At 72.2% G+C, this 26,823-nt stretch carries 24 protein-coding genes and 1 pseudogene; 19 read left to right on the top strand and 6 right to left on the bottom strand.

All coding sequences use genetic code 11. From position 1 onward, the window contains the following. Nucleotides 1-28 precede the first annotated feature (28 nt). The gene (locus tag RV983_RS06600; RefSeq protein ID WP_475984838.1) at nt 29-2,017 is read left to right on the top strand and encodes an FUSC family protein; all 1,989 of its coding nucleotides are present in this window, start codon (nt 29-31) and stop codon (nt 2,015-2,017) included. A gap of 94 nt (nt 2,018-2,111) precedes the next feature. Next, nucleotides 2,112-3,026, top strand: coding sequence for a DMT family transporter (locus RV983_RS06595; RefSeq protein ID WP_475984837.1), 915 nt, complete (start codon nt 2,112-2,114; stop codon nt 3,024-3,026). Between the two features lie 8 nt (nt 3,027-3,034). On the opposite strand, the gene RV983_RS06590 is transcribed toward RV983_RS06595, so the two are convergent. Further along, nucleotides 3,035-3,949 (bottom strand): LysR family transcriptional regulator, encoded by a 915-nt coding sequence (locus RV983_RS06590; protein WP_475984836.1) that lies wholly within the window; start codon nt 3,947-3,949, stop codon nt 3,035-3,037. A gap of 72 nt (nt 3,950-4,021) precedes the next feature. Between RV983_RS06590 and RV983_RS06585 the strand changes: the two genes are divergently transcribed. Next, a complete protein-coding gene (locus RV983_RS06585) occupies nt 4,022-4,975 on the top strand; it encodes an EamA family transporter (RefSeq protein ID WP_475984835.1) in 954 nt (317 codons plus the stop codon). 539 nt (nt 4,976-5,514) lie between these two features. Here RV983_RS06585 and RV983_RS06580 read toward each other — a convergent pair. Next, nucleotides 5,515-6,384, bottom strand: a complete 870-nt coding sequence (locus RV983_RS06580) for an SCO6745 family protein (protein WP_475984834.1) — start codon at nt 6,382-6,384, stop codon at nt 5,515-5,517. A gap of 170 nt (nt 6,385-6,554) precedes the next feature. Here RV983_RS06580 and RV983_RS06575 point away from each other — a divergent pair, with 170 nt between their 5' ends. Further along, nucleotides 6,555-7,214, top strand: a complete 660-nt coding sequence (locus RV983_RS06575; protein ID WP_475984833.1) for a pyridoxamine 5'-phosphate oxidase family protein — start codon at nt 6,555-6,557, stop codon at nt 7,212-7,214. Here the strand turns inward: RV983_RS06575 and RV983_RS06570 are convergent. Then, complete coding sequence (locus tag RV983_RS06570) at nt 7,211-7,987, bottom strand: enoyl-CoA hydratase/isomerase family protein (RefSeq protein WP_475984832.1); 777 nt, start codon at nt 7,985-7,987, stop codon at nt 7,211-7,213. The two genes, RV983_RS06575 and RV983_RS06570, sit on opposite strands and share 4 nt — an antisense overlap. 168 nt (nt 7,988-8,155) lie before the next feature. On the opposite strand from RV983_RS06570, the gene RV983_RS06565 reads away from it, so the two are divergent. Together RV983_RS06565 and RV983_RS06560 are read left to right on the top strand one after the other, a co-directional pair. Beyond that, on the top strand, nt 8,156-8,761 hold the full coding sequence (locus RV983_RS06565) for an HdeD family acid-resistance protein (protein WP_475984831.1): 606 nt from the start codon (nt 8,156-8,158) through the stop codon (nt 8,759-8,761). 215 nt (nt 8,762-8,976) lie between these two features. Beyond that, nucleotides 8,977-9,465: an ATP-binding protein gene (locus tag RV983_RS06560; protein WP_475984830.1), complete on the top strand. Its 489-nt coding sequence runs from the start codon at nt 8,977-8,979 to the stop codon at nt 9,463-9,465. A 9-nt stretch (nt 9,466-9,474) separates the two neighbouring features. Here the strand turns inward: RV983_RS06560 and idi are convergent, their stop codons facing one another. From idi to galE, 3 genes are all read right to left on the bottom strand, one after another. Further along, nucleotides 9,475-10,086 (bottom strand): isopentenyl-diphosphate Delta-isomerase, encoded by a 612-nt coding sequence (gene idi / locus RV983_RS06555; RefSeq protein ID WP_475984829.1) that lies wholly within the window; start codon nt 10,084-10,086, stop codon nt 9,475-9,477. A gap of 113 nt (nt 10,087-10,199) precedes the next feature. Further along, nucleotides 10,200-11,150 (bottom strand): cation diffusion facilitator family transporter, encoded by a 951-nt coding sequence (locus RV983_RS06550; RefSeq protein ID WP_475984828.1) that lies wholly within the window; start codon nt 11,148-11,150, stop codon nt 10,200-10,202. Between the two features lie 174 nt (nt 11,151-11,324). Further along, nucleotides 11,325-12,311 carry a UDP-glucose 4-epimerase GalE gene (gene galE / locus RV983_RS06545; protein ID WP_475984827.1) on the bottom strand — a complete coding sequence of 329 codons (987 nt, stop codon included), beginning with the start codon at nt 12,309-12,311 and terminating at the stop codon, nt 11,325-11,327. 464 nt (nt 12,312-12,775) lie between these two features. Here galE and RV983_RS06540 point away from each other — a divergent pair. The 13 genes and pseudogenes from RV983_RS06540 to hpnH all read left to right on the top strand — a co-directional run. After that, a pseudogene (locus tag RV983_RS06540) lies at nt 12,776-13,552 on the top strand (DUF5941 domain-containing protein); the annotation flags it as partial. Beyond that, complete coding sequence (locus RV983_RS06535; RefSeq protein WP_475984826.1) at nt 13,549-14,298, top strand: phosphocholine cytidylyltransferase family protein; 750 nt, start codon at nt 13,549-13,551, stop codon at nt 14,296-14,298. The pseudogene RV983_RS06540 and the gene RV983_RS06535, both read left to right, overlap by 4 nt. Continuing rightward, nucleotides 14,286-15,347, top strand: coding sequence for an iron-containing alcohol dehydrogenase family protein (locus RV983_RS06530; RefSeq protein ID WP_475984825.1), 1,062 nt, complete (start codon nt 14,286-14,288; stop codon nt 15,345-15,347). Before RV983_RS06535 ends, RV983_RS06530 begins: the two co-directional genes overlap by 13 nt. Further along, nucleotides 15,325-16,110 (top strand): CDP-alcohol phosphatidyltransferase family protein, encoded by a 786-nt coding sequence (locus RV983_RS06525; protein ID WP_475984824.1) that lies wholly within the window; start codon nt 15,325-15,327, stop codon nt 16,108-16,110. Before RV983_RS06530 ends, RV983_RS06525 begins: the two co-directional genes overlap by 23 nt. Nucleotides 16,111-16,163: 53 nt before the next feature. Beyond that, nucleotides 16,164-17,009, top strand: coding sequence for a glycosyltransferase family 2 protein (locus RV983_RS06520; RefSeq protein WP_475990237.1), 846 nt, complete (start codon nt 16,164-16,166; stop codon nt 17,007-17,009). A gap of 79 nt (nt 17,010-17,088) precedes the next feature. Continuing rightward, nucleotides 17,089-18,018, top strand: coding sequence for an ABC transporter permease (locus RV983_RS06515; RefSeq protein ID WP_475984823.1), 930 nt, complete (start codon nt 17,089-17,091; stop codon nt 18,016-18,018). 404 nt (nt 18,019-18,422) lie between these two features. Beyond that, nucleotides 18,423-19,352, top strand: coding sequence for a squalene synthase HpnC (gene hpnC / locus RV983_RS06510; protein ID WP_475984822.1), 930 nt, complete (start codon nt 18,423-18,425; stop codon nt 19,350-19,352). Between the two features lie 26 nt (nt 19,353-19,378). Continuing rightward, entirely contained in the window at nt 19,379-20,287 is a 909-nt protein-coding gene (gene hpnD / locus RV983_RS06505) for a presqualene diphosphate synthase HpnD (RefSeq protein WP_475984821.1), read from the top strand. Between the two features lie 183 nt (nt 20,288-20,470). Next, the gene (hpnE, locus tag RV983_RS06500) at nt 20,471-21,904 is read left to right on the top strand and encodes a hydroxysqualene dehydroxylase HpnE (protein WP_475984820.1); all 1,434 of its coding nucleotides are present in this window, start codon (nt 20,471-20,473) and stop codon (nt 21,902-21,904) included. Then, nucleotides 21,901-23,022, top strand: a complete 1,122-nt coding sequence (locus tag RV983_RS06495) for a polyprenyl synthetase family protein (protein ID WP_475984819.1) — start codon at nt 21,901-21,903, stop codon at nt 23,020-23,022. Before hpnE ends, RV983_RS06495 begins: the two co-directional genes overlap by 4 nt. Nucleotides 23,023-23,120: 98 nt before the next feature. After that, complete coding sequence (gene shc, locus RV983_RS06490; RefSeq protein ID WP_475984818.1) at nt 23,121-25,148, top strand: squalene--hopene cyclase; 2,028 nt, start codon at nt 23,121-23,123, stop codon at nt 25,146-25,148. Continuing rightward, nucleotides 25,148-25,786 (top strand): phosphorylase family protein, encoded by a 639-nt coding sequence (locus RV983_RS06485; RefSeq protein ID WP_475984817.1) that lies wholly within the window; start codon nt 25,148-25,150, stop codon nt 25,784-25,786. The genes shc and RV983_RS06485 overlap by 1 nt, the downstream gene beginning before the upstream one ends. Nucleotides 25,787-25,791: 5 nt before the next feature. Continuing rightward, on the top strand, nt 25,792-26,820 hold the full coding sequence (hpnH, locus tag RV983_RS06480; protein ID WP_475984816.1) for an adenosyl-hopene transferase HpnH: 1,029 nt from the start codon (nt 25,792-25,794) through the stop codon (nt 26,818-26,820). Nucleotides 26,821-26,823 lie beyond the last annotated feature (3 nt).

Here is a 26,823-nt window from a genome sequence, read left to right as displayed (position 1 = left end):
GACCGCCCTGTCAGTGAGGATGCCCGACGTGCTTGTGAGTGGGCCCGGCCGCGCCGTCGTCCTGCCCACGTGGCTGGCCCACCCGCTGCGCTACCAGCGCGATCCCGTCCCGTGGCCGGCCGTGCTGCGGGGGGCCCTGTCGGCAGGGCCGGTGATGGCGCTCGGGCTGGCGCGGGGGTGGGTCGAGTTCGCCGTGCTGGCCGGCTTCGGGACGCTGTTCGCGGGCTTCAACGACCTGCCGGGGACGCGGCGGACCGGCGCCGTGTACATCGGGCTGCCCGTGCTCGTCGGGGCGTCGGGACTGCTGATCGGGGCGGCCACGGCCGACGCCGTCCCGAGCGGCTGGTGGGTGCTGCCCCTGCTGTTCGGCGTCGCACTGGTGTCGGGCGCCGCGAGCACCGTGGGCCCGGTGTGCTCACGGACCGGTATGCAGACCCTGTGCCTCATGGTGATCGGGACCGGCGTGCCGCTGCCCGGCACGCCCTGGCTCAAGGCGCTGTACTTCCTGGCGGGCGCGATCTGGCTGCTCCTGCTGCGGCTCGTGCTGCGGCCTCCGCGGCCGGTCGGCGGCACCTTGGCGGGCGAGCAGGCGGCGCTGGCCGGTGTCTTCGACTCCCTGGCGGGCGCTCTGGATGCCGCCGGCGGACCCGGGGCCGAGACCGCGCGGCGGCGGCTCACGGCGGCGATGGACCGGGGCGACGAGGCCGTGCGCCTGCGCCGCCTGTTCCGGCGGCTGGCGCGCCGGTCCGCGCGCCCCGCTGAACTGCTCCTCGCCGAGCGTTTCGCGGCGGCCACGGCGCTCGGCGAGGCGAGTATCGCCCTGCTGTGGGAGGCGCGCCCACTGCCGCCGCACATCGCGGAGGGCCCGCGTCGCCTCGCCGCCGCGCTGCGCGGCGGCGACCCGCCCGGGCCGCTCCCCGCCCCCGGGGCGAGCACCCCGGCCCGCGCGGCATTCGACCGGGCGCTGCTGTACGCCTCCGCGGTCTTCGCCCGTACGGTCCCCGACGTCACCAGTGCCGAGGAGGTGGCACCGCTCCCCGCTCCGGGCACCGTCCCCACGGTGCGGCGCCGCGTCCTGGGGCCCGCCGGGCGCGAGTACGGGCTGCGCGTCGCGGTGTGCGTCACGGCGAGTGCCGCCGTGGCCCTCGCCCTGCGGGCGGACCACTGGTACTGGCTGCCGCTCACCGCCGTCTTCCTGGTGAAGCCGGACATCGGGCCGCTGTTCTCCCGCGTCGTCAACCGCTTCGTCGGGACGGCGGTCGGGGTGCTGGTCTTCGGGGGCCTGGCCGCGCTCCTGGGCGCCGGTATGTGGTGGCCGGTGGTCTGCGCCGCGGTCGCGGGCGCGCTCCTGCCCGTCTCCTTCCGGCACTTCGGCCTGCAGACGTCGGTGGTCACGTTGATGGTGCTGGCGTTCGTCTGGGTGGGCGGCGACACCCAGGCCGCCGCCGATCGCCTGCTGGACACCGCGACGGCCTGCGCGATCGTGCTCGTCGTCGGCCACCTGCCGGGGTTCACCGATCCCACCGCACGCGTGGCCCACCTGATGGCCGAGGCGCTGCGGCGTACCCGGGAGTACCTGGCCCACGTCCTCACCACCCCCGCCTGCGGGCGCCCCAGGGACCGCATGGTGCTGCGCCGGGCCGCCTACAGCTCCCTGGCCGAGGCCAGATCCGCCGCCGAGACGGTCGCGGCGGAGCTGCCCTGGGGCCGCGGTCGCCACACCGACTGGGTCCGCGTCGCCGCCGCCTCCGAGCGGATCGTGGACGCCGTCACCGCCTGCGCGGTCCGCATCGAGCAGGGCGCCGAACGGCCCTCGCGTGAGGAGGGCGACGGGGTCGTCAGCGCACTGGACGTGCTCGCGGACTCCCTGGACGGCCGAACGCCCGCCATCGGATGGCCGGAGCCCGGCGACACCCCCTCCTGCGCGTCCCTGGCCGACGTCGTGGCCGAACTGCGCCATATCCGGGTCTTCACCGGCGGCCTCACCGTGCGCTCCCGCCCCGCCCGCACCACATAGCCGCTCGAGCCGGATCGACCGCCTGCATTCGTCGCGATCAAGCCGGGGGAGGGGCTATGGTCAGGCCAGCCGGCGACACCGGGAGGTTGACGAGGTGGCCGTATTCCTGCTTGGGGTGGGTGCGGCGTGCTGCCTGGGCTTCGGCTTCGTCCTCCAGCAGCTCGCCGCCCAGCGTGCCCCGCTGTCCAACTTCCTGTCCTTCCGGCTGCTGCTGGATCTCATGCGGATGCCGCAATGGCTGCTCGGCATTTTTCTGATGATCTTCGGCATGGTGCTGAGCGCGCTCGCCCTCACCGAGGGCGAGCTCTCCCTCGTCGAACCCCTCACCGCGACGAACCTGCTCTTCGCGATGGCACTGTCGCGCCACCTGACCGGCCAGAGACTCGGCTGGCACGGCTGGTCGGGCGTGGGCTTACTCGCGCTCGGCGTCACCGCCTTCATCGCGGCCGGACGCCCCACGGGCGGCGGCCACATCGGCGGCCCCCTGCGGCACTGGCTGGTCATCGGCATCGTCATGGGCGTCGCGCTGCTGCTCGTCGCCTGCGCGCGGCGTCTGCGCCCATCGCCGGAAGCCACCGTCATCGCCCTCGCCGCGGGCCTGCTCTACGGGCTCCAGGACTCCCTCACACGCACCTCGGGCCAGATCGCCGAGATGGAGGGCATCGCGGCCCTCCTCGTGCACTGGCAGCCCTACGCGATCCTCGGCATCGGACTCACCGGCCTCGTGCTCGTCCAAAGCGCCTTCGAGACCGCTCCCTTGCGTATGTCCCTGCCCGCGCTGACCGCCGCACAGCCCATCGCCGGCATCGCCTGCGGCGTCGGATTCCTCGGCGACCGCCTCCGCGTCACTCCGGGAGCCCTCGCCTGGGAGGCGGCGGGCCTCGTCGCCGTCACCCTGGGCGTCGTGCTGCTCGGCCGTCACCCCGCGCTGCCCTGCGCCCAGCGCGCGCGCACGGGTGAGCGCCCCGACGCGACGGGCGAGGAGGAGTCGATCCGCGCCGTCCGGTGACCCCACGCTCACGGGGTGAGGAGCCGGGCGACCTCCGCGAGCGGAGGCCATGACCACTGGCCGGCGCGGGCCGCGAGGAAGTGGCGGCGGGTGCCGACGAGAGGATCCAGCGGACGGCACACGACGTCGGCGCGCTGCCGCTCGATACCCGACTCGGCAAGGAGAGCGACCCCGAGGCCCGCACCCGCGAGCAGGTTGACCAGGTGGAGACTGTCGACGCGATGGACGATGCGCGGGGTGAAGCCGGCCAGGGCGCACACGCGCTGGACGAGCTCGTCGTCGTCGCTGCCCCGGGAGTTCGTGATCCACCCGGCCTCCGCGAGCCGGCGCAGCCCGGCCAGCGGGACCGGGCCGCCCGGGTCGGAGGCATGGCCCGCGGGCAGCAGGAGGAACATCGGCTGCGTGGCGAACTGCCGGACCGAGATCCCCTTGGGCGCGGTGCGCGGCACAAGGCTGTAGTCGTACACGATGCCGAGGTCGATGTCCCCGGCGAGCAGCAGTTCCAGGGTCTGCTCGGGTTCGTGCTCGTTCAGCTGCACCTCGACGCGCGGGTACCGCTCGTGCAGCCGGACCAGGGCAGGCATCACGACCGACTCGACCGCGCTGGCGAAGCTCGCCACCCGTACGCGCCCCACCGGCCCGGGTTCGCCGCGCAGCTCGGCGCGCGCCTCCTCCACCGCGGCCAGGATCCCGACGGCGTGCTCGACCAGGCGCTCCCCTGCGGGGGTCAGCCGGACGCGGCGGCCGACCGGCGCCAGCAGCCGGGCACCGACCTCCTGCTCCAGGACGGCCAGGTGCTTGGAGACGGCCGACGTGCCGTACCCGGTGCGCTCGGCGACCGCCGCCATGGTGCCAAGGCGGCTGAGCTCGACCAGGAGCCGCAGCCTGCCGAGATCGGGGAGGTGGTCCGCGGGCTCGATCATCCACTGATGGTAAACAATGCGTCCACCAATGACGCGTGGACAGAAACAGACGTCGGACGGTGCAATGGGCGGGTGACCGAGCCGCATACCTTTGCAAGCCGCCGCATGCCTGGCGCGGTGCTGATCCTGGCCGCGATGGCGGTGCTGCACACCGGCAGTGCCCTGACGACCGAACTCTTCGACGACGTGGGCCCGGCCGGCACCACCTGGCTGCGCGTCGGCTTCGCGGCGCTGCTGCTCCTGGCATTCACCGGCCGCTCCCTGTGGCCCGCGCTGCGCACGGCCCCGCGCCGCGACCTTGTCGCCGTCGTGCTGCTCGGCACGGTCAGCGGCGCCATGATGCTGCTCTTCTCCGAGGCCGCCGACCGCATCCCGCTCGGCACGGCGACGGCCCTGGAGTTCCTGGGCCCGCTGGCCGTCGCGGTCGCCTCCCTGCGGCGGCCCCGCGAACTGGCGTGGCTGCTGCTGGCCGCGGCGGGCGTGCTCTGCCTCACCTCGCCCTGGCAGGACGGCGCCGACCTCGCCGGCGTCCTCTTCGGTATCGCGTCCGGCGCCTGCTGGGCGCTGTACGTGATCGGCACGCAGCACGTCGGCAGCCGCTTCTCCGCGGCGCACGGCCTTGCCGTCTCGCTCACCGTCGCCTCGCTCTTCACCGCGCCCTTCGGGGCGCCCGGCGTCGTGGCGGGCGCCACCTGGCAGGTCGTCGCCGCGGTGGCGGGGATCGCCGTACTGATGCCGCTGGTGCCGTTCCTGCTGGAGATGAAAGCGTTGCAACGGGTCGGCAAGACCGCCTATGGAACGCTCGCCGGCATCGAGCCGGCCGTCAGTCTGCTCGCCGCCCTGGTCCTGGTCTCGCAGGTGCCGACGGCCTTGCAGGCCGCGGGGACGGCGCTGGTGGTCGTGGCGGGTGTGGGCGCGGCACGTGGGGAGGCTCGCGCCGGGCGTTCGGAGTCGGTGGGGGTGCCAGTGCCGGTGGGCGGCCCCGTCGCGGTTTCTCCGCCGACCTCCCTCCCGGGTGCCCTGTGACGTCACGCGCCCCGACGCGCGTTTCGTGGGGGGCCGGGCGCGAGGTCTCCGGGGCCGGCCATTGTGGACAGCACATTGAGGTGCCTCCAGCACCTTGTGCTGCGTATCCCGGGTTGTGCACCCACATATGCTCCCGTGTCCAGAACATCCACCCTGCCCCAGCCTCCGGCCGGGGGTGCCCCCAACGCCCCCGCCCCTCAGGTTTCGTCATGCGCCTGATCCCCAGTGGGGTTGTGTAGGGCGGTCGTTGCTCGCGCCACTCGTCGGCTCAGCACGGACGATCCGGCGCTGCGGGGGAGGTGGGGGCACCCCTGGCCTTGGAGGCTGGGGGAGGGCGGGTGTCTGGACGTTCGGCATATGTGTGTCCTGGGCTCGGGGTGATCAATGCGGGGTTCTGGAAACGCACCTAGAGGTCCGGTCCAGGACGTACGGCCCCGGGGGCCCCGGACCCGGCACACAGACAACTTGCGTCGGGCCACCCGGACTTCATAGGACACAAGGGCGGGCGGGGAAGGACGGGTTACCCCGGACGGGCCCGTTCAGGCTTTGCCGAAATACTTCAGCGGGAAACCGCCACCCTCGAGCACGCGCTGCGTCACCCCACCCGCGAGCATGGTGAGGCGTTCGACCCCCTGCGCACCCAGGTGCTCGTACGGCGCGCGGTCGAGGCGATCCGTCACGGCCTCCACCTCGCGGCGCAGTTCCACGCCGCGCTCCGTGAGCTCGCCCTCCGCGTCGAGCAGGCCACGGTCGCGGAGGCGATCCTGCGCGGCGGCCCAGTCCTCGGCGGACCAGCCCCGGCTGCGCTGGACGAAGCGCGGGGTGAAGCTCTTGCCGGTGGCGGTGTGCGTGACGAGCGCCTCGACCCCGTCGAGCCCGCAGGCGATGAGCGCGCTGAGATGCCCGTCGCCGCGGTGCTCGCGCAGCAGCGTCGCCGCGTGCCACAGCGCGAGGTGCGGCCGCTCGGGCACGGGGAGTTCCGCGTTGGCGGCGTAGAGGGGCCGGGCCTCACGGGTGCAGGCCTCGGCGGCACGCAGGGCGAGCGTGGCCGCGTCCGCGAGGTCGGCGGAGTCGAGGAGGTCTGCTCCGAGCAGCCGGGTCAGGACGGCGTCGGCGATGCGCAGCCGCGCGTCGAGGACCGCCGCGGGCGGGGCGAGTTCCCAGGCGCGCGGGACGACCGGCGCGATGATCGCGTGGTTGAAGTTGTAGAAGGTCGCGGCGACCGCACCCGCCGTCACCGCGCCGAGCGGTGCGGCGCGACCGGCGAAGTAGGCCATGGCGCCGCGCTCGAGCCCGAGCGCCGAGAGCGTGTCGTCGTACTCCGGGGAGAAGTAGACGACCGAGTGCAGGGGGTTCAGCGCGTTGTGGCAGCGCCGTCCGGCGCGCGGTTCCAGGGCGGTGGCGGTCATGGGGAACAGGTTACCGACCGGTTGGCATGTTACCGAGCGGCGCCTCCCGTGAACGCTGATTCCGTCGCGCGGACGGGCTGAAGACACTGGATCAGTGGCAGTGGTGCACATCGAATGCCGATATGGCTAGCCTGGACGTCCCGAAGCCGCGTGTTCCCTGGAGGACTCTCATGCCCGCCGCCGACCGCACGCTCCCGGTCACCGAGCGCACCCGTCACCGACGCCTTCGCGAGCAGGGCAGCGTCTCCCGCGACGACCTGGACGCCGTGCTGGCGGCCGGGTTCGTGTGCCATCTGGCGGTCGTCGTCGACGGGACCCCGCTCGCCGTGCCGACGGTCTACGGTCACGACGCCGGGACCGGCACGCTCTACCTGCACGGCTCGGTCGCCAGTCGCAGCCTCGTCCAGGCGTCCGGTGCCCAGGTCTGCGTCACCGTCACCCATATCGACGGTCTGGTCCTGGCCCGGTCCGTCTTCGAGCACGGCGTCAACTACCGCAGCGCCATGGTCATCGGCGTCCCGCGCCGGGTCACCGACCCGGGGGAGCGGCTGCACGGGCTGCGCGTGCTCACCGAGCAGTGCGCCCCCGGCCAGTGGGACTACGCCCGCCGCCCGAACCGCCGGGAACTCGCGGCGACCGACCTGCTCGCCCTCGCCACCCACGAGGCCTCCGTCAAGATCCGCACCGGCCATCCCGGCGACGGCGACGGCCCCGACGCCGCGTTGCCGGTCTGGGCCGGGGTCGTCCCGCTCGGCACGACCCGGGGCGCCCCGGTCGCCGACCCCGCGTTGCGCGCCGGCGTCCCCCTGCCGCCGCACCTCCTGGCCTAGCCCCCCACCGACCAGGTGAAACGTGGCTCCCGCCGCTCCAGGAACGCCGCCACGCCCTCCGCGGTGTCGGTGCTGCCGGCCGCCTGCCGGGCCCAGTGCGCCGCACGGGAGGGGTCGGGGTCCGGGGCCGTGAAGTCCTTGGCCGCGGCCTGGGTGAGCTGGGAACGCACGGCCAGCAGGCCCGCGTACTCCCCGACGCGCTTGTCCAGGGCTCCGTCCGGCAGGACCTCGTCCACCAGCCCGGTGCGCAGTGCCCGTTCGTGGTCGATCAGCTCGGCGGAGAAGAGCAGATGCTTCGCCGTGGAGGGGCCGACCAGGCCGGTCAGCCGGCGCGTCGAGGAGGCCGGGTAGACGATTCCGAGCCGGGCCGGCGTGATCCCGAAGCGGGCGCCCTCGGCGGCGAAGCGCAGGTCGCAGGCCGCCGCGAGCTGACAGCCGCCGCCGACGCAGAAGCCGCGGACGGCGGCCAGGGACGGCTTGGGGAAGGCGGCCAGCGCCTCCTCCGCCTCGACGGCCGCGCTCTGCGCGGCGCCGGGGCCGCTGGCGGCGTCACGCAGGTCGGAGATGTCGGCGCCCGCGCAGAAGGTGCCGTCGGCGCCGGTGAGCACCAGCACCCGTACGGAGGGATCGTCCGCCAGTCGGGCCAGCAGACGCGGCAGTTCCCGCCACATCCCCAGGGTCATGGCGTTCCGCTTGGCCGGATTGCTGATGGTCACAGTGGCGGTGGCGCCCGCCTTCTCCAGCAGCAGACCGGGCCCGGACGGGTCGGACATGCCCGCATCCCCCACTCGTCGTGTCGTCGCGGGAATCCGCGCCGGCCGCGTGCCGTCGCCGCGCGCTGCGGCCACGGCGATCCTATCGGGGACCGCACCTCGGGGAATCGGGGGTATATGTCCCCTAGCCGGCTCCGACCGGCTCCCGACGCGTTCAAGGAGGCGGCCATGACCCCGTTCAAGGGACGCAAGAAGTACCCGGATCCCCCGGAGGCCGGGATCAAGCGCAGTTTCGGCTGGGTCGCCGCGCTCGGCGTGGTCCTCGTCGTCTGCGGCCTGGTCGGGCTCTTCTACGTGGGATTCGCCACCATCACCTCCATGGTGCTGTTCGGCTGGCTGCTCCTCATCGGCGGGGTCGTGGGCCTGGCGCAGGCCGTCCAGAACCGCGAGCACAACTACTTCTGGCTGGCCCTGGTCGTCGCGGCCCTGTACATCGCGGCGGGCGTGGTCGTGATCCGCAACCCGGCGCAGACGGCCGCGGCCCTCACGATGTTCGCGGCGCTGCTGTTCCTGACCGGCGGGATCTTCCGGCTGTTCGGTGGGCTGGTGGTGCGCGGACCGCAGATGGTGTGGACCCTGATCCAGGGGGCGATCGGCATTCTGCTGGCCGTCCTGGTGCTGGCGAACTGGCCGCACAGCAGCGTCTACGTGATCGGCGCCTTCTTCTCGCTTGCGCTGCTCTTCGACGGTCTGGGCCTGCTCGGGGCCGGTTTGGGCGGCCGGCGGATCGTCGGCATGGTGGCCGAGGCCCGGCAGACCCCACTGGAGCATTGAAACCGGTACCGGTGCGTCATCAGAGCTCATCGAGCCCACCAACTCCGGTCACCCTGTGTCGCAGGCGGTCGAAAGCTATGGATTTACGGTCAGCGACTCGGGGTGGAGTCCCCGGCTGCCGACACTCGGAACGTGAGGCGGACCCCGTCGCCGCCCAGCGGGCCGGGAAGGGGGAACCGCGGGGAGCATCGCTGAATGCGAGGGTGAACGCCGCCATGGACGTACGCGGGAGCGTCCCGCCCGAACCGGTGCCTCCGGTGGCACCGGACTTTCCGCGCCCCTACGAGGGCGTGTGGCGCTTCACCGCCTCCGCGCTGGACTCCTCGGTACCGCAGGCCCGGCACACCGTACGGGATCTGCTCGTGCGGCAGCGCGTCCCCCTGGACGACGATCTGCTGCAGGGTCTGCTGCTGATCGTCTCCGAGCTGGTGACGAACGCGGTGCGGCACGCCGCCCTGCTCTCACCGGAGATCGCGGTGGAGGTCGCCGTCGGCCTCGACTGGGTCCGTGTGGCGGTCGAGGACAACCATCCCTACCGCCCCAAGGCGCTCCAGGTGGACGACGCGGACACCGGTGGGCGCGGCCTGCTGCTGGTCAAGTCGGTCACCGCCGAGGCGGGCGGGATGTGCGACGTGCAGCAGACCGCTTCCGGAGGAAAGGTCATCTGGGCGGCGCTTCCGCTGCCGCCCGGCACTCCTTGGTGACGGGCGCGGCTACCAGCCGGCGCGCTCGCCCGTGAGCTCCCGTACGGCGGGCAGCGCCGCCCCCAGCACGGTCCGGAACCAGGCGGAGAACGGCCCGGACTCCTCCAGCGCGGCCAGCTCCGCCGGGGTCACGAAGGCGATCTCGCCGATCTCCTCGGGGTCCGGGTTCAGCGGCGCGGTCATCAGCCCCACGAAGAGGTGGTTGTACTCCTGCTCCACCAGGCCCGACGCCGGGTCCGGGTGGTTGTAGCGGACCGTGCCGGCCTCCCGCAGCGACGCGGGTGCCGCGCCCAGCTCCTCGGCGGTGCGTCGCGCCGCGGCGACGAAGGGCGGCTCCTGCGGGTAGGGGTGGCCGCAGCAGGTGTTGGACCACACGCCGGGGGAGTGGTACTTCCCGAGGGCGCGGCGCTGGAGCAGCAGCCGTCCCTCGCCGTCGAAGAGGAAGACCGAGAAGGCCCGGTGCAGACGGCCCGGCGGCAGGTGCGCCGAGAGCTTCTCCGCGGTGCCGATCGTCACGCCGGTCTCGTCGACCAGTTCGAGCATGATCGGAGCCGAGGCGCCGTTGGAGGAGGGGTCCTGGGCAGGGGTGAGGGGCCGGCCGGCGGCGGGACTCGTGGGCATGGCCATCCTTTGCTTCGACGACAAGACCTCAGTTTGCCTCACGTACGGGGTCCGGACGTCGTCGCAGCGCGCTCAATGTCGGTGACCCTGTGTCGATCCCCGCTGTCGCCGGGTCAGTGGCACAGCCGTGCCTCGTGTTCGGCGTGGCCGCCGGGTTCCAGCTGAAATGTGCAGTGCTCCACGTCGAAGTGGCTGCCCAGGCAGCCCTGCAGGTCGTGCAGCACCTTCTCGTGGCCCACGGCGTCGAGGGTGTCCGGGCTCACCACCACATGGGCCGAGAGCACCGGCATGCCCGAGGTGATGGTCCACACGTGCAGGTCGTGCAGCCCCTCGACACCGGGGAGTCCGAGGATGTGGCTGCGGACGTCGGCCATGTCGACGTCCCGGGGGGCCGCTTCCAGCAGGACGTCGATGGCCTCGCGCAGCAGCTTCCACGTCCGAGGGACGATCATCACACCGATCAGCAGGGAGGCCACGGGGTCGGCCTGCTGCCATCCGGTGGTCAGGATCACCACGGCCGCCACGACCACCGCGAGCGAGCCCAGGGCGTCCGCCATGACCTCGAGGAACGCTCCGCGCACGTTCAGGCTCTCGCGCTGCCCGCGCATCAGCAGCAGGAGCGACACCGAGTTGGCCACCAGGCCGACCAGGCCGAAGACGACGGTGAGCCCGCCCTCGACCGCGGCCGGGGTGATCAGCCGGGAGACGGCCTCGTAGAAGATGTAGGCGCCCACGCCGAACAGCAGCACGGCGTTGGCCACCGCCGACAGGATCTCCGCCCGTGCCAGGCCGAAGGTGCGGCGCTCGCTCGGCGGGCGGGCGGCGAAGTGGATCGCCACCAGTGACATCGCCAGGCCCGCCGCGTCCGTGGCCATGTGGCCGGCGTCGGCGAGCAGCGCCAGGGAACCGGTGAGGGTGCTGCCCACGACCTCCGCCACGAGGATCAGCAGCGTGATGCCGAGGGCGATCCGCAGCCGCCCGCGGAACCGGGCCGCTGCCGTGCCGGTCAGCCCGGCCGCGGATCCGTGCGAGTGGCCGTGGTCGTGCCCGTGCCCTGCCCCCATCGCCTGGGACTCCCCTTTCGCCGTCGGTGCTCGACGCGGCCGCCGGCTTCGGCCGGCGTGCCCCAGTGAACATCGGTGACGGTCCGTGGGCAACTCGCCGTCGATCACCGTTGTCATATGCGGTGACCTGCGGCGATGGCACGGGTACGGGGCGTGTTCCGGACGGCGGCGGGACTACGGGCGGCGGGCCTCCGGGTACCGCAGGCACCAGCCTTCCCATGCCGACTCGACCATCTCCCGGACGCCGCGCACGGCGCTCCAGTCCAGCTCCTTGCGGATCAGTTCGGCCGAGGCCACCACGCTCGCCGGATCCCCGGCGCGGCGCGGGGTGACCACCGGCGTCACTTCCGGACGGCCGGCGATCTCTGTGATGAGGTCGATCAGCTCACGCACGGAGACACCCTCGCCGCGGCCGATGTTGACGGTCAGGTCCTCGGCGGTGTCCCTGTCGGTGACCCAGCGGGCGGCCGCGAGGTGGGCGTCGGCCAGGTCCTCGACGTGGATGTAGTCGCGCACACAGGTGCCGTCGGGGGTCGGATAGTCGTCACCGAAGATCCGCGGGGCCTCGCCCTCGGTGAGCTTCTGGAACACCATCGGGACGACGTTGAAGACCCCGGTGTCCGCGAGCTCCGGCACGGCCGCGCCCGCGACGTTGAAGTACCGCAGGCAGGCCGTGGAGATCCCGTGCGCCCTGCCCGCGGCCCGCACCAGCCACTCGCCGGCCAGCTTGGTCTCCCCGTAGGGGCTCAGCGGCAGACACGGCGTGGACTCGGTCACCAGTGGCACGTCCGGCAGGCCGTACACCGCGGCGGACGAGGAGAAGACGAAGCGGTCGATCCCGGCAGCGGCCACCGCCTCCAGGAGCGTGCCGAGGCCGCCCACGTTCTCCCGGTAGTACAGCAGCGGCTGCTCCACGGACTCGCCGACCTGCTTCCGGGCCGCCAGGTGCACGACACCCGTGACGTCGCGCTCGGCGATCGTGCGGTCCAGCAGGTCCCGGTCGAGTGTGGAACCGGTCACCCTCGGTACGTCGGCGGGGACCCGCGAGGCGACACCGGCCGAGCCGTCGTCGTAGACCACGACGCGTTCCCCGGCGCGGGTCATCGCCCGCACGACATGGGAGCCGATGAACCCCGTGCCACCTGTGATCAGCCACGTCATGACGTTCACTCTATCGGCGGATACGCACAGAGGGTTGTCCCCTGGCCCGCAACCGGTGATGATGATCACACCATCTGTGCGAAGGCCAGGGAAACCGCCGGTGAACGGAACCTTCCGGGAATCCGATAACCTCTGCCGTCACAGCCGCCCTGTCACGGCGCGACCGGGTGTCCGGCAGGCGTGTCAGAGCTCGGCGCCGATCGGCGCCGCCCCACCCGTCCACTGCGTTTCCCAGGGAGTGAGTCCGTCTGTCGACCGCCATCCTCACCGGTCCGCCGGTCGTGGGTTCACCGATCGAGGCCGATCTGCGCGGCCTCGGCTTCGGCGTGGTCGCGGCGGACGACGCCGGTGCTTTCGCGGCACACCTCGACGCCGCCGCCGTGCCGGGCGCCCTGTCCGGCCGGCCGGCCGCCCGTCCCGTGCTCGTACGGGCACTGGCACCGGCCGGGGGCCGCGGCCGGGCCGGCTGGACGGTGCGGATACGCAGGATGATCGTGCTGCCCATCGGTGAACGCCGGCGGCCGATCGCGATCCTTGCGGGTCGGCGAGTGCAGAAGGCGACCGACGGTGGTGCGGCAGGCTGCGAAGGCGCAGTTGATGATCAGTGCGACGAAGCGGTTCGCACCGACCGCGCCGCTGCCGCGCTCGCGGAACTCGCCGACACCGGACCCCTTGCCGAAGCCGTCGCCCGCCTGTCGCGCGGCCGCGGTCTCCCGGCAGCCGCCGCGGTGGGCGAGGCAGTGATGATCGCCACGTCGCCGGCAGGCCCGGCGGTCAACCGGCGGCCGCTCGCGGCCGCCGCCGTCCACGTCGTCACCTCGGGCCTTGCCGTCGCCGGACCGCTCAAGGGAGCCCTGGACCGGCTGGTCCCGCCCCTTCTTCGGGCGGCCGAGTACGGAACCGCCCTGGCGCTCGCGGCTGTCTCAAAGGTGAACGGAGCATTTCCCGCGGCTTTCCGTCCGGTTGCCGCGGTCGCCTACCATCACTACGACACGGTGTACCGCATCCGCGGCGGGACCGGGGCGCCCCCGCGGGCCCTGGTAGGCGCGAGCGGCGGACACGAGGGACGGACGCTGCTGGTCTCAGCCGCGTGCGTGGCCCTGGCACACACCACGGGATTCACGGTGGCGCTGACGGTTCTTGCCGTCGCACCGGCCCTGCCGGTGCTTGCCGAGAGCATCCGCTTCCGGGTGTCCTCGGGGGCGCCCGCCGTGCACGACGAAACAGGAGAACCCGCATGATCGGCCTCGTGCTGGCGGCCGGCGCCGGACGGCGTCTGCGCCCCTACACCGACACCCTTCCCAAGGCCCTGGTGCCGGTGGACCCGGCGGGCGAGGGCAGGACGACCGTCCTGGACCTGACGCTCCGCAACTTCGCCGAGGTCGGTCTGACCGACGCCGCCGTCGTCGTGGGCTACCGCAAGGAGGCCGTGCGCGAGCGCCTGACCGCGCTGGAGGCCAAGTACGGCGTCAAGCTCCACCTCGTCGAGAACGACAAGGCCGAGGAGTGGAACAACGCCTACTCCCTGTGGTGTGCCCGTGACGTGCTGGCCGAGGGCGCGATCCTCGCCAACGGCGACACCGTGCACCCCGTCTCCGTCGAGCAGACCCTGCTGGAGTCCCGCGGCGGCGCCCGCCGCATCATCCTCGCCCTGGACACGGTCAAGGACCTGGCCGACGAGGAGATGAAGGTCGTCACGGCCGAGGGGCAGGGCGTGCGGCGGATCACCAAGCTGATGGACCCGGCCGCGGCCAGCGGCGAGTACATCGGGGTCACCCTCATCGAGGGCGCCGCCGCCGCCGACCTCACCGACGCGCTGCGGACGACCTACGAGCGCGACCCGCAGCTGTACTACGAGGACGGCTACCAGGAGCTGGTCGACCGGGGCCTGCGTATCGACGTCGCGCCCATCGGCGACGTCCCCTGGGTCGAGATCGACAACCACGACGACCTGAACCGGGCACGGGAGATCGCGTGCCGGTACTGACGAGGCTCATTCCCTCGCCGGTCGTCGTCGACATCCGTGCCGGAGCCCTCGACGACCTGGCGGGCGTCCTGGCCGACCAGCGCATCTCCAGCTCCGGCCGGCTGGCCGTCGCGGTCAGCGGCGGCTCCGGCCAGGTGCTGCGGGAGCGGCTGGCCCCGGCCCTGCCCGCCGCCGACTGGTTCGAGGTGGCCGGCGGCACCATCGACGGCGCCGTCAGGCTCGCCGAGGCCATGCGCGGCAAGCGCTACGACGCGGTGGTGGCCCTGGGCGGCGGCAAGATCATCGACGCCGCCAAGTACGCCGCCGCCCGCGTCGGGCTGCCGGTGGTGGCCGTCGCGACCAACCTGGCGCACGACGGCCTGTGTTCGCCGGTGTCCACGCTGGACAACGACAACGGCCGCGGCTCCTACGGCGTGCCGAGCCCCATCGCCATGGTGATCGACCTCGACGTGATCCGTGAGGCCCCGGTCCGCTTCGTGCGCTCCGGCATCGGCGACGCGATCTCCAACATCTCCTGCATCGCGGACTGGGAGCTGTCCCACCGCGAGACGGGCGAGCCGATCGACGGCCTGGCCGCCGCGATGGCCCGTACCGCCGGCGAGTCCGTGCTGCGCCACCCCGGTGGGATAGGCGACGACGAGTTCCTGACCGTGCTCGCCGAGGCGCTGGTGCTCACCGGTATCGCCATGTCGATCAGCGGCGACAGCCGCCCCGCGTCGGGCGCCTGCCACGAGATCAGCCACGCGATCGACCTGCTGTACCCACGACGTGCCGCCGCCCACGGTGAACAGGTCGGCATCGGCGCCGCGTTCGCGATGTTCCTGCGCGGCGCCGAGGAACAGGCAGGGCTCTTCGCGGAGACCCTGCGCACCCATGGACTGCCGGTCACGCCGGGCGAGATCGGCTTCACCGAGGACGAGTTCGTCAAGGCCGTCGTCTACGCACCGCAGACCCGCCCCGGGCGCTACACGATCCTCGAGCACCTGGAACTTTCCACCGACGAGATCAGGGACGCTTACGCCGACTATGCCAAAACCATCGGTAGCTGAGCTGCGGCCGGTCGTTCACCCCGCAGGGCTGAAGGACCGCCGCAGCGGTGAGCACTGGGCCGGGCGCATCTACATGCGCGAGATCTCACTGCACTGGACCCGCCATCTGGTGAACAGCCGGGTGACGCCCAACCAGCTCACATATCTCATGATCGTCGCGGGTATCGCGGCCGGTGCGGCACTTCTCGTGCCGGGCCTCGCCGGAGCGGTGGCCGCCGCCCTGCTGATCCAGCTGTACCTGTTGCTGGACTGCGTGGACGGCGAGGTCGCCCGCTGGCGGAAACAGACCTCGATAACCGGGGTCTACCTGGACCGGGTGGGCCACTACCTGTCCGAGGCCGCGCTGTTGATCGGCTTCGGCGTGCGCGCCGCCGACCTGTTCCACCAGGACGGCGCGAGCACCCGGTGGGGCTGGGCGTTCCTCGGGACGCTGGCCGCGCTGGGCGCGATCCTGATCAAGGCGGAGACCGATCTGGTGGACGTGGCCCGGGCGCGCAGCGGCCTGGCCGCGGTGCAGGACGAGGCGTCCGTGCCGCGTTCCTCCGGTCTGGCACTGGCCCGCCGCGCCGCGGCCGCCCTGAAGTTCCACCGCCTGGTCGGCGGGGTCGAGGCCTCGCTGCTGATCCTGGCGGCCGGCGTCGCGGACTCCTTCCACGGCGACCTGCTGTTCACCCGGATCGCGGTGTGCGCCCTGGCCGCCATCGCGGTACTGCAGACGCTGCTGCACCTGGTCTCGATCCTCGCCTCGAACAGGCTGAGGTGATCGCGGTGGGGACGTCGGCGGAGTCGGTGCGCCTCGGCGCGGTGATCATCACCATGGGCAACCGCCCGGACGAGCTGCGTGACCTGCTGGACTCGGTCGCCAAGCAGGCCGGCCCGGCGATCGACGTCGCCGTCATCGGCAACGGTTCCCCGCTGCCCGAGCTGCCGCCCGGTGTGCGGTCCGTGGAGCTGCCCGAGAACCTGGGCATCCCCGGTGGTCGCAACGTCGGCATAGAGGCCTTCGGGCCCGGCGGCCGGGACGTCGACGTCCTCCTGTTCCTCGACGACGACGGGCTGCTGCCCAACGAGGACACCGGCGCGCTGGTCCGCGAGGCTTTCGCCGACGACCCCCACCTGGGCATCGTCAGCTTCCGGATCGCCGATCCCGAGTCCGGGGTCACCCAGCGCCGCCACGTCCCCCGGCTGCGGGCCTCGGACCCGATGCGCTCCTCACGCGTCACCACCTTCCTGGGCGGGGCCAACGCCGTCCGCACCGAGGTCTTCCAGCAGGTCGGGGGGCTGCCGGACGAGTTCTTCTACGCCCATGAGGAGACCGACCTCGCCTGGCGTGCCCTCGACGCGGGCTGGCTGATCGACTACCGCTCGGACATGGTCCTCTACCACCCGCTGACCGCCCCGAGCCGCCACGCGGTCTACCACCGCATGGTGGCCCGCAACCGCGTGTGGCTCGCCCGGCGCAATCTGCCCTGGCCGCTGGTGCCGGCGTATCTGGGGGTCTGGCTGCTGCTGACCCTGCTGCGGCGGCCGTCGCGACCGGCGTTGCGCGCCTGGTTCGGCGGGTTCCGGGAGGGCTGGTCGACCCCGTGCGGCCCGCGCCGGCCCATGCGATGGTCCACCGTCTGGCGGCTCGCCCGACTGGGCCGGCCCCCGATCATCTGACAAGCTCGAAAGTCGACAGGACACCGCGCATCCGGCGCTTTCCGGCCGGATGCGCGCCCACGGGACGAAAGTGTCGACAGTGAGCGAGACAACGCACGACGGTACGTTCGCCATGGGCGCCGGATCGGCGTCGTCCGCGGACGACCGCCTGACTCCGGCCGAACTCGCGGCCAAGTACGGGCTCGCCGTGAGCGGCGCCCGGCCGGGCCTTGCCGCGTACGTGCGGCTGCTGTGGGGCCGCAGGCACTTCATCTTGTCGTTCGCCCGGGCCCGGACGTCGGCGCAGTACACCCAGGCCCGGCTGGGCCAGCTGTGGCAGGTGCTGACGCCGCTGCTCAACGCGGCCGTGTACTACTTCATCTTCGGCCTGCTGCTCGGCACCGACCGCGGGGTGGACAACTTCATCGCGTTCCTGGTCACGGGCGTCTTCGTCTTCACCTACACCCAGTCCTCGGTGATGGCCGGGGTCCGCTCGGTATCCGGCAACCTCGGCCTGATCCGGGCGCTGCACTTCCCTCGCGCCTCGCTGCCGCTGGCGTTCACGCTGGTGCAGTTACAGCAGCTGCTGATGTCGATGTTCGTGCTGCTGGCTGTCGTGCTCATGACCGGCGAGGTGCCGCGGACGGCCTGGCTGATGGCCGTGCCGGCGCTGGTACTGCAGTCGGTGTTCAACGCGGGTCTCGCGATGATCATGGCGCGGCTCGGCAGCAGGATGACCGACCTCGCTCAGCTGATGCCGTTCATCCTGCGCACATGGATGTACACCTCCGGCGTGATGTACAGCATCACGCACTTCACGGCGCACGCCCCCGCGCCGGTCCAGCTGGCACTCCAGCTGAATCCCGCCGCCGTCTACATCGACCTCGTGCGGTTCGCGCTGATCGACAGCTTCACCGCGGAGCAGCTGCCCCCGCACGTCTGGGCCGTGGCGCTGGGCTGGGCCCTGGCGACCGGTGTGGGTGGGTTCGTGTACTTCTGGAAGGCCGAAGAGGAGTACGGCCGCGGCTGACCGCGAAAATTCATCGCGCGTTGGGGCCGCCTTGGTGGGACAGGTGGCGGAAACGGTCATTCGGGACCTGTGTGGCTCCTGATTTTTACGGGACTTTGCCAGCACCCTGGAAGGCGACCCTCCGAATGTGCGTTGGAGCCTGCGGATCGACATCGTTGTGCACCCCGGCGCACGCCCGGGTCGCTCTGCGCCGTAAGCTGTAGCGGTACTCAATCGCCGGATCTCAGGCGAAACGTCCGGAGAGTCGGTTGGGGTACGCGGTGGCCCGGAGCAGGAGATATGGCAGCGGCGTGTCCGAAATTGGGTGTTATGGGCTATCAGTGTAGAACGGGGGATGTGACGGCTATGGCTCTGTGGACCCCTGGGGAGAAACTGCCCACCACCCGGACACCGGGACGTCCACGGTGACCGGCCTCCGCCCCGCGGCTACGGGCGACGCGGCTCCGGACGCGCATTCACAGGCCGTGCTCGCCAAGGCGACCAGGGAGAACTTCCCGGTCGCTCCGTTCTTCCTGCCCCGCGCCTGGCGGGGCGACCTCATGGCGATCTACGGCTACGCCCGGCTCGTGGACGACATCGGCGACGGAGACCTGGCCGGCGGCGGCCGTGAGGACGCCCTGCGCCTGGGGCTGCCCGCCGAGGCGGCCGACGACCGCCTGGCCATGCTCGACGCCTTCGAGGCCGATCTGCGCCGGGTCTTCGACGGCCCGCCGGACACGATCCGGCACCCCCTGCTGCGCGCCCTGCGGCCCACCGTGCAGCGGCACGGCCTCACCCCGGAGCCCTTCCTCGGCCTCGTGGAGGCCAACCGGCAGGACCAGATCGTCCGCCGCTACGCCACGTACGAGGACCTGCTCGCCTACTGCGAGCTTTCGGCCAACCCGGTCGGCCGCCTCGTCCTGGGCATCACCGGCACATCCACCCCCGAGCGGATCCGCCACTCGGACGCGGTCTGCACCGCACTGCAGATCGTCGAGCATCTCCAGGACGTGACCGAGGACCTCGGCCGCGACCGCATCTACCTGCCCGCCGAGGACATGAAGCGCTTCGGCGTGACCGAAACCGATCTCACCACCGCGACCGCGGGCGCATCGGTGCGCGCGCTGGTGGCCCATGAAGCGGAACGCGCCCGCGATCTTCTGAATGAAGGCACCCCCTTGGTGGGTAGCGTCCACGGCAGGCTCAGGCTGCTGCTCGCCGGGTTCGTCGGGGGAGGCCGCGCCGCCCTCCGGGCGATCGCGGACGCCGGGTACGACGTGCTGCCAGGGCCGCCGAAGGCGGGCAAGTACAGCCTCCTGCGCGAGGTGGGGTCGACATTGCGAAGAGAGGGGTGAGCCGGACAGTGAACGGCTCCGATCGCATGTCCGGACCGGTGCTCGCCGCCTACGCGTACTGCGAGAGCGTCACCGGCCACGAAGCCCGCAACTTCGCCTACGGCATCCGGCTGCTGCCCACTCCCAAACGGCAGGCGATGTCGGCTCTGTACGCCTTCTCCCGCCGGGTCGACGACATCGGCGACGGCGACCTCGCGCCCGCCGAGAAGCAGGCCCGGCTGGACCAGACGCGCGCCGCGCTGGCCCGGGTCCGCGCCGGTGAGGTCACCGAGGAGGACACCGACCCCGTGGCGGTGGCCCTCGCGGACTCCGCCCGGCGCTTCCCGATCCCGCTCGGCGGTCTCGACGAGCTGATCGACGGCGTCCAGATGGACCTGCGCGGCGACACGTACGAGACCTGGGAGGACCTGGCGGCCTACTGCCGCTGCGTCGCCGGGGCCATCGGCAGGCTCTCGCTCGGCGTCTTCGGGACGGCGACCTCCGCGGAGGAACGCGAGCGCGCCGCCGAGTACGCCGACACCCTCGGGCTCGCGCTGCAACTCACCAACATACTGCGGGACCTGCGCGAGGACGCGGCCAACGGGCGGACCTACCTGCCCGCCAACGACCTTGCCAAGTTCGGCTGTTCGGACGGGTTCCACTCCGACACCCCGCCGCCCGGCGCGGACTTCGCCGGCCTGATGGAGTTCGAGGTGCGCCGGGCCCGTGCCCTGTTCGCCGACGGCTACCGGCTGCTCCCCATGCTGGACCGCCGCAGCGGCGCCTGCGTCGCGGCGATGGCGGGCATCTACCGCCGGCTGCTGGAGCGCATCGCCGCCGAGCCCGAGGCCGTACTGCGCGGCCGGGTCTCGCTGCCCGCCCACGAGAAGGCGTACGTCGCGGCCCGCGGCCTAGCGGGACTCGACGCCCGCCGGGCGGCCAGGAGGCGCGTGTGACACCCGCCCCAGCGGCCGCGGGCGCCGCTGCCGCTCCAGGCGGCGCGTCCGAACCGGGTACGGAAGCCACCTCACCGCGGGCGAACGGGTTTTTCCGCCCCGTGGCAACCGGCACCGTGTCCGGTGCGTCACTGTCGGCAACAGTACGGAGCGCCCCGTGGGGCGGGCCGAGGGGGAGGGCGCATGGCTGAGCACACGGCCGTCGTGGTCGGTGGCGGGCTCGCGGGCACGACCGCGGCCCTGGCCCTGGCCGACGCCGGACTGCGCGTCACCGTGCTGGAGGCACGGCCCCGGCTGGGCGGCCTCGCGTTCTCCTTCCGGCGCGGCGACCTGACCGTCGACAACGGCCAGCACGTCTTCCTGCGCTGCTGCGACGCCTACCTGCGGTTCCTGGACCGGATCGACGCGGCCGACCTCGTCACCGTGCAGAACCGGCTCGATGTGCCCGTGCTGGACGTCGGCGGCGCGCGGCCGCGGCTCGGCCGGTTGCGGCGCGCCGCGCTCCCGGTGCCGCTGCACCTGGCCGCGAGCCTGGCCACCTACCCGCACCTGTCGCTCGCCGAGCGGGCCTCCGTCGGCCGGGCCGCGCTCGCGCTGCGCGGCCTGGACCTCACCGACCCCGCCCTGGACGCCGTCGACTTCGGCAGCTGGCTGAGCCGCCGCGGCCAGTCGCCGCGCACGATCGAGGCCCTGTGGGACCTGGTCGGCGTCGCGACCCTCAACGCCACCGCGGGCAACTCCTCGCTCGGTCTGGCCGCGATGGTCTTCAAGACCGGCCTGCTCTCCGACCCGGGCGCCGCCGACATCGGCTGGGCCGCCCGGCCGCTCGGCGAACTGCACGACGACCGGGCCCGCACGGCCCTGGACAAGGCCGGGGTGCGGACCCTGCTGCGCGCCCGCGTCACCTCGGTCACCCGCACGGACGCGGCCGAGCCGGTACGGTCCGGCGCGGACGACGAGGGTGCCGTCTGGGAGGTCGAGGCCGAGACCGGCCCCGGCCGCGCCGAGCGCATCACCGCCGACGTCGTGGTGCTGGCCGTCCCGCAGCAGGAGGCGCACGGACTGCTGCCCGCGGGCGCCCTGGAGGACCCGGACGCCCTGCTGCGCATCGGCACCGCGCCGATCCTCAACGTCCACGTCGTCTACGACCGCAAGGTGCTGCGGCAGCCTTTCCTCGCGGCCCTCGGCAGCCCCGTGCAATGGGTCTTCGACCGTACGGAGCCCTCAGGGCTCACCGGCGGCCAGTACATCGCCCTGTCCCAGTCCGCGGCCGAGGAGGAGATCGACCTCCCGGTGGCAGAGCTGCGCAAGCGCTACGTGCCCGAGTTGGAGCGGCTGCTCCCGGCCTCGCGTGACGCGGCCGTACGCGATTTCTTCGTCACCAGGGAGCGGACGGCGACCTTCGCGCCCGCCCCCGGTGTCGGCGCCCTGCGCCCCGGCCCCCGCACCCGGGCGCCGGGCGTCTGGCTCGCCGGTGCGTGGACCGCCACCGGCTGGCCCGCGACCATGGAAAGCGCGGTCCGCAGCGGTTTGCAAGCCTCCCGAGCAGCTTTGACCGCACTCCGCCATCCCTTCGACCCACGCCCCTTCGAAATCGAAGGCCTGGAGCCGGCATGAGCCTCACCAGTGCAACCAGAGGAGACATTGTGACCGCTGGCCACGAGCAGATGAACGCGGGCGTCGACAGAGCGACCGTGACCGCGCTCCTGGAGCGCGGCCGCGAGCTGTCCACGCCGGTGCTGCGCGCCGCCGTGGACCGTCTCGCACCCCCCATGGACACCGTCGCCGCCTACCACTTCGGGTGGATCGACGCCGCGGGCAACCCCACCCACGGTGACAGCGGCAAGGCCGTCCGTCCCGCACTCGCCCTGCTCTCCGCCGAGGCCGCGGGCGCGGGCCCCGAGACGGGCATCCCCGGCGCGGTCGCGGTGGAGCTGGTGCACAACTTCTCGCTGCTGCACGACGACCTGATGGACGGCGACGAGCAGCGCCGGCACCGCGACACGGTGTGGAAGGTGCACGGTCCCGCCCAGGCCATCCTGGTCGGCGACGCGCTGTTCGCGCTCGCGAACGAGATCCTGCTGGAGCAGGGCACCGCGGAGGCAGGCCGGGCGACCCGGCGGATCACCACCGCCACCCGGAAACTGATCGACGGTCAGGCGCAGGACATCTCCTTCGAGCACCGCGAGAGGGTCACCGTCGAGGAGTGCCTGGAGATGGAGGGCAACAAGACCGGCGCCCTGCTGGCCTGTGCCTCCTCCATCGGTGCGGTGCTCGGCGGCGCCTCCGAGGCGGACGCCGACGCTCTGGAGGAGTACGGCTACCACCTGGGCCTGGCCTTCCAGGCGATCGACGACCTGCTGGGCATCTGGGGCGACCCGGCCGCGACCGGCAAGCAGACCTGGAGCGACCTGCGCCAGCGCAAGAAGTCGCTGCCGGTCGTCGCCGCGCTGGCCGCCGGGGGCCCGGCCTCGGAGCAGCTCGCCGAGCTGCTGGCAGCGGATGCGAAGGCCGCGGATTCGTTGGACCGTAATGATATTGAGTCCTTCGACGAGGAAGAGTTCGCGACGAGGGCGGCGTTGATCGAGGAGGCTGGGGGTCGGGAGTGGACATCCCAGGAAGCCCGACGTCAGTACGCCACCGCAATTTCCGCGCTCGACAAAATGGACATGTCGGGTGAAGTTCGCCGTAAGCTCGTGGGCCTGGCGGATTTTGTGGTGGTTCGCGAGAAGTAAGGACGCAAGTGGAGCGCAGTACGTCGCCGGCCGGGAGCGCGTAACGGCCGACGGCAGCCCCAACACCGCAGACGGAACGACTGTGCAAAGGGGAAGCCATGACAGCGACGACCGACGGCGGTTCCGGGGGCATCGCGGCCTCCGGGGCACCCTCGGCCAGCACGAAGACGACGGGCAGACCGACGCATCTGACGCCCGGTTCGTCGCGGGACGGTACGACACGTCCCGTCGAGGCGGCTGCCGCGCGCGCGGCGCGCCGTGCCACCGACCATCTGCTGGCCCGTCAGCACCCTGACGGATGGTGGAAAGGCGACCTCGAGACCAATGTGACGATGGACGCCGAGGATCTGCTGCTCCGTCAGTTCCTCGGGATCCAGGACGAGCGGATCGTCGCGGCGGCAGCCCGCTGGATCAGGTCCCAGCAGCGCGGCGACGGCGCCTGGCCGACGTTCCACGGCGGCCCCGGCGATGTCTCGGCCACCGTCGAGGCGTATGTCGCGCTCCGGCTCGCGGGGGACGCGCCTGACGACCCGTGGATGGCCGCGGCCTCCGCCTTCGTGCGCGAGCAGGGCGGGGTCGCGCGGGCCCGGGTGTTCACCAGGATCTGGCTCGCGCTGTTCGGCTGGTGGCGCTGGGAGGATCTGCCCGAGCTGCCGCCCGAGCTGATGTTCCTGCCCAAGTGGGCCCCGCTGAACATCTACTCGTTCGCCAGCTGGGCGCGGCAGACCATCGTGCCGCTCACCGTCGTCGCGGCCCACCGGCCGGTGCGGCCGGTCTCCTTCGGGCTCGACGAACTGCACGTCGATCCGGCGCGGCCGAACCCAGCCGTCAAACGTGCCTTCCTCGGCAGCTGGGACGGGGTGTTCCAGCGGATCGACCGGGCCCTGCACGCCTACCGCAAGGTCAGCGTCCGTCCGCTGCGCCGGGCCGCGCTGCGTTCCGCCGCCCGCTGGATCATCGAGCGGCAGGAGAACGACGGCTGCTTCGGCGGTATCCAGCCCCCCGCCGTCTACTCGGTGATCGCGCTCCACCTGCTCGGCTACGACCTCGACCACCCCGTGCTCCGCGCCGGCCTGCGGGCCCTCGACGACTTCGCCGTCTGGCCGGACGAGGACACGCGCATGATCGAGGCGTGCCAGTCACCGGTCTGGGACACCTGCCTGGCCGCCATCGCCCTCGCCGACGCGGGGGTCCCGGCCGACGACCCGGCCCTGGTCAAGGCGGCCGAGTGGATGCTCGGCGAGCAGATCAGCAAGCGCGGCGACTGGGCCGTGCAACGGCCCGACCTGCCGTCCGGGGGCTGGGCGTTCGAGTTCGAGAACGACACCTACCCCGACATCGACGACACCGCGGAGGTCGTGCTCGCCCTGCTGCGGGTCGACCACCCCGAGCCGGGCAGGGTGCGGTCCGCCGTCGAGCGCGGCGTGCGCTGGAACCTGGGCATGCAGTCCAAGAACGGCGCATGGGGCGCGTTCGACGCCGACAACACCAGCGCCTTCCCCAACCGGCTGCCCTTCTGCGACTTCGGCGAGGTCATCGACCCGCCCTCGGCCGACGTGACCGCGCACGTGGTCGAGATGCTGGCCGCCCTCGGTCTGGGGCAGGACCCCCACACCCGGCGCGGCATCGACTGGCTGCTCGCCGAACAGGAGCCGAACGGCGCCTGGTTCGGCCGCTGGGGCGTCAACTACATCTACGGCACGGGGTCGGTGGTCCCCGCCCTCGTCGCGGCCGGACTGCCGGGCAGTCACCCCGCCGTCCGGCGGGCCGTGTCCTGGCTCGAGACCGTGCAGAACGAGGACGGCGGCTGGGGCGAGGACCTGCGGTCCTACTCCTCCGCCGACTGGGTCGGCCGCGGTGAGTCGACCCCCTCCCAGACCGCCTGGGCGCTGATGGCCCTGCTGGCGGCCGGGGAGCGGGAGAGCGAGGCCGTGACGCGCGGTGTGCGCCGGCTCGTCGACACGCAGAAGGAGGACGGCTCCTGGGACGAGCCCTACTTCACGGGGACCGGGTTCCCACGGGACTTCTCCATCAACTACCACCTCTACCGCATGGTGTTCCCGCTCACCGCCCTCGGGCGCTACGTGCACGGGGAGCCCTTCGGCGGAGTACGGAAGGAGGACTGATGGGGCCGTCCGGCCCACCTCTGCTCATCGTCTGCGCGCTGCGGATGGAACGGTTCGCACTGCGCGGCGGCGGGCGTGCACGCGCCGCGGCGGGGCCCTACCCGGGTCGCGGCAAGGGGGAGGGACCCCCGGTCGTCTTCGTGCGTACGGGGATGGGGCCGCAGGCGGCCGAGCGCGCCGTCACCGAGGCGCTGCGCGACCCCGCGTTCGACGGGGCCCCCGTCCTCACCACCGGCTTCTGTGCCGGACTGGCCACCGGAATGCGGCCCGGCGACGTGGTGGTCGCCGACGGCCCGCAGGACGGTGCGACACTGGCCGCCGCGCTCAAGGCGGCCGGGCACACCGTGCACATCGGCCGGCTCGCGGAGTCCGACCATGTCGTACGGGGACCGGAGCGTATGGCGCTCCGGTCCACCGGTGCCATCGCCGTCGACATGGAGTCGGCGGCGATGATGCGGGCCGCGCTCGCCCGGGGCCCACGCCCCGTCGCAGCGGCACGTGTGGTCGTCGACACGCCCGAGTTCGAGCTCGTGCGTCTCGGCACCCTCCGCACCGGAATCACCGCGTTCCGTGTACTGAGGGATCTTTTTCCCGCGTTTCTCGATTGGCACCGCTCTACCGCGCTCCCCTGGAGGTGAGCTAGATGGCCATGCCTCTCCGTCAGTCCATCCGGGTCGGCACCTATCTCTTCGAACAGAAAATGCTCCGCAGGCGCGAGAAGTTCCCTCTCATCGTCGAACTGGAGCCGCTCTTCGCCTGCAACCTCGCATGCGAGGGGTGCGGGAAGATCCAACACCCCGCCGGGGTGCTCAAGCAGCGCATGCCCGTCGCCCAAGCGGTCGGCGCGGTACTGGAATCCGGTGCGCCGATGGTCTCCATCGCCGGTGGAGAACCGCTGATGCACCCGCAGATCGACGAGATCGTGCGGCAGTTGGTGGCGAAGAAGAAGTACGTCTTCCTCTGCACCAACGCCATGCTGCTCCGCAAGAAGCTGGATAAGTTCACGCCGTCGCGCTATTTCGCGTTCGCCGTGCACATCGACGGTCTGCGTGAACGGCACGACGAATCGGTGGCCAAGGAAGGCGTCTTCGACGAGGCCGTCGAGGCGATCAAGGAGGCCAAGCGGCGCGGTTTCCGGGTCACCACGAATTCGACCTTCTTCAACACCGACACCCCGCAGACCATCATCGAGGTGCTCAACTTCCTCAATGACGAGCTCGAGGTCGACGAGATGATGATCTCGCCGGCGTACGCCTACGAGAAGGCTCCCGACCAGGAGCACTTCCTCGGCGTCGAGCAGACCCGGGAGCTGTTCCGGAAGGCCTTCTCCGGCGGCAACCGGGCGCGGTGGCGGCTCAACCACAGCCCGCTCTTCCTGGACTTCCTGGAGGGGAAGGTCGACTTCCCCTGCACGGCGTGGGCCATCCCCAACTACTCGCTCTTCGGCTGGCAGCGCCCCTGCTACCTGATGAGCGACGGGTATGTGACCACGTACAAGGAGCTCATCGAGGATACCGACTGGAGCAAGTACGGGCGCGGCAAGGACCCGCGCTGCGCCAACTGCATGGCGCACTGCGGCTACGAGCCGACCGCCGTCCTCGCCACGATGACCTCCCTGAAGGAGTCCATCAGGGCCGGCCGCGAGACCGTCGCCGGAAACCGCGGGAAGTGACGT

The organism is Streptomyces sp. RLA123 (assembly GCF_056270165.1).
The sequence above is the reverse complement of the archived record's forward strand: the minus strand, read 5'-3'. Positions and strand labels throughout refer to the sequence as shown.